1 protein-coding gene and 1 pseudogene are annotated in these 3,502 nt (G+C 65.0%); one reads left to right on the forward strand and one right to left on the reverse strand.

Translation table 11 applies throughout. From position 1 onward, the window contains the following. Window positions 1-1,301: hypothetical protein (locus GQ57_RS44580; protein ID WP_442856776.1), on the reverse strand; the 1,301-nt coding region annotated here is incomplete at its 3' end. 364 nt (window positions 1,302-1,665) lie between these two features. On the opposite strand from GQ57_RS44580, the pseudogene GQ57_RS44585 reads away from it, so the two are divergent. After that, window positions 1,666-3,502 (forward strand): annotated as a pseudogene (locus GQ57_RS44585) (ESPR-type extended signal peptide-containing protein); the annotation flags it as partial.

The raw sequence follows: 3,502 nt of genomic DNA on the forward strand, positions 1-3,502 counted from the left end.
TCGATCACCTCGTTGTCGACCGGCCTTTCGTCGACCGATAGCTCGGTGACCTCGCTGTCGACGTCCACGTCGACGGGGCTGTCGTCGGCCACCAGTTCGATCACCTCGTTGTCGACTGGCCTCTCGTCGACCGATAGCTCGGTCTCCTCGCTGTCGACGTCCACGTCGACGGGTCTCTCGTCGGCGAACAGTTCGATCACGTCGTTGTCGACCGGCCTTTCGTCGACCGATAGCTCGGTCACCTCGCTGTCGACGTCGACGTCGACGGGTCTGTCGTCGGCCACCAGCTCGATCACGTCGCTGTCGACCGGCCTTTCGTCGACCGATAGCTCGGTCACCTCGCTGTCCACGTCGACGTCGACGGGCCTGTCGTCAGCCACCAGCTCGATCACCTCGCTGTCCACGGGTCTGTCGTCGACCAATAGCTCGGTGACCTCGCTGTCGACGTCCACGTCGACGGGTCTGTCGTCGGCGAACAGCTCGATCACGTCGTTGTCGACCGGCCTCTCGTCGACCGATAGCTCGGTGACCTCGCTGTCGACGTCGACCTCGACGGGTCTGTCGTCGGCGAACAGCTCGATCACGTCGCTGTCGACTGGCCTCTCGTCGACCGATAGTTCGGTGACCTCGCTGTCGACGTCGACCTCGACGGGTCTGTCGTCGGCGAACAGCTCGATCACGTCGCTGTCGACCGGCCTTTCGTCGACCGACAGCTCGGTGACCTCGCTGTCGACGTCGACCTCGACGGGCCTCTCATCGGCGAACAGCTCGATCACGTCTCTGTCGACCGGCCTTTCGTCGACCGATAGCTCGGTGACCTCGCTGTCGACGTCCACGTCGACGGGCCTCTCGTCGGCGAACAGTTCGATCACCTCGTTGTCGACCGGCCTTTCGTCGACCGATAGCTCGGTCACATCGCTGTCGACGTCCACGTCGACGGGGCTGTCGTCGGCCACCAGCTCGATCACGTCGCTGTCGACGTCGACGTCGACGGGTCTCTCATCGGCGAACAGTTCGATCACCTCGTTGTCGACTGGCCTCTCGTCGACCGATAGCTCGGTCTCCTCGCTGTCGACGTCCACGTCGACGGGGCTGTCGTCGGCCACCAGCTCGATCACCTCGTTGTCGACCGGCCTTTCGTCGACCGATAGCTCGGTGACCTCGCTGTCGACGTCCACGTCGACGGGCCTCTCGTCGGCGAACAGCTCGGTCACGTCGCTGTCGACGTCGACCTCGACGGGCCTGTCGTCGGCCACCAGCTCGATCACGTCGCTCTCGACCTCGACCTCGACGGCGATCAATGCAGCGAAGACGCATTACTACAGCGTCAACGACGGCGGCACGCAGCAGGCCAACTACAACAACGACGGCGCCACGGGCACCAACGCCCTTGCTGCCGGCGTGAACGCCAGCGCGGCGGGCACGAGCAGCGTCGCGGTCGGCGACACCGCGAACGCGAAGGCGAACGGCACGGTGGCAATCGGTCAGAACGCCGTGGCCAACAACGCGGGCGATGTCGCGCTCGGCAGCGGCTCGACGACGTCAGCGCCGAACCCGACGCCGACCGGTACGGTCGGCGGCGTCACCGCGACATTTGCGGGTGGCAATCCGACCAGCGTGGTCAGCGTCGGCGCGCCTGGCCAGGAACGTCAGGTCACCAACGTTGCAGCCGGTCAGATCACCGCAACGAGCACCGACGCGATTAACGGTTCGCAGCTGTATGCGACCAATTCGATCGTCGACTCGCTGTCGACCACGGTTTCGTCGTCGAGTATTGCGATCGCGTCGCTGTCGACAGGTCTGAGCTCGACCGACAGCTCGATCACGTCATTGTCGACGTCGACCTCGACGGGTCTGTCGTCGGCCAACAGCTCGATCGGCTCGCTGTCGACGTCGACCTCGACGGGTTTGTCGTCGGCTAACAGCTCGATCGGTTCGCTGTCGACGTCGACCTCGACGGGCCTGTCGTCGGCCAACAGTTCGATCGATTCGCTGTCGACTTCCACATCGACGGGTCTGTCGTCGGCCACAAGCTCGATCGGTTCGCTGTCGACGTCGACCTCGACGGGCCTGTCGTCGGCGAACAGCTCGATCGGTTCGCTGTCGACGTCGACCTCGACGGGTCTGTCGTCGGCCAACAGCTCGATCGGCTCGCTGTCGACGTCGACCTCGACGGGGCTGTCGTCGGCCAACAGTTCGATCGATTCGCTGTCGACTTCCACATCGACGGGGCTGTCGTCGGCGAACAGCTCGATCGGTTCGCTGTCGACGTCGACCTCGACGGGTCTGTCGTCGGCCACCAGCTCGATCAGCTCGCTGTCGACGTCGACCTCCACGGGCCTGTCGTCGGCGAACAGCTCGATCACGTCGCTGTCCACGTCGACCTCGACCGGCCTGTCGTCGGCCAACAGCTCGATCACTTCGCTGTCGACCTCCACGTCGACCGGTCTCTCGTCGGCCAACAGCTCGATCACGTCGCTGTCGACCTCCACGTCGACCGGCCTGTCATCGGCCACCAGCTCGATCGATTCACTGTCGACCTCGACCTCGACGGGCCTGTCGTCGGCGGACAGCTCGATCAGTTCACTGTCGACCTCAACTTCGACGGGTTTGTCGTCGGCGAACAGCTCGATTGATTCGCTGTCGACTTCCACGTCGACGGGTCTGTCGTCGGCGAACAGCTCGATCACGTCGTTGTCGACCGGCCTCTCGTCGACCGATAGCTCGGTCACCTCGCTGTCGACGTCCACGTCGACCGGCCTGTCGTCGGCCAACAGCTCGATCAGCTCGCTGTCGACGTCGACTTCGACCGGCCTCTCGTCGGCCAACAGTTCGATCGACTCGCTGTCGACGTCGACCTCGACGGGGCTGTCGTCGGCCACCAGTTCGATCACCTCGCTGTCGACGTCGACCTCGACCGGCCTGTCGTCGGCCACCAGCTCGATCACGTCTCTGTCGACGTCAACCTCGACCGGTCTGTCGTCGGCCAACAGTTCGATCACGTCGCTGTCGACGTCGACCTCGACCGGCATCAGCTCGCTGTCCACCGGCCTGTCGTCGACCGACAGCTCGATCACGTCGTTGTCCACGTCGACCGCGTCCGGTATCAACTCGCTGTCCACCGGTCTGAGCAGCACGAACAGCTCGGTGGCGTCGCTGTCCACCTCGACCTCGACTGCGGTCTCGACCGCGGTCAATGCAGCGAAGGCGCATTACTACAGCGTCAACGACAACGGCACGCAGCAGGCGAACTACAACAACGACGGCGCGACCGGCACCAACGCTCTTGCAGCAGGTACGAACGCCAGCGCGGCGGGCGCCAGCAGCGTCGCGGTTGGCGATGGCTCGAACGCGCAGTCGGCAGGCGCGGTCGCGATCGGCCAGAACGCATCGGCAACGGGCGGCAAGGCCGTGTCGATCGGCTCCGGCAACACGGCAAACGGCGACGGCGCAGTCGCGATCGGCGACCCGAGCATCGCGACGGGTACCGGCGCGGTGGCGA

Origin of the sequence: Burkholderia sp. MSh2, from assembly GCF_000731655.1 — a bacterium.
Taxonomy (GTDB): Bacteria; Pseudomonadota; Gammaproteobacteria; order Burkholderiales; family Burkholderiaceae; genus Burkholderia; species Burkholderia paludis.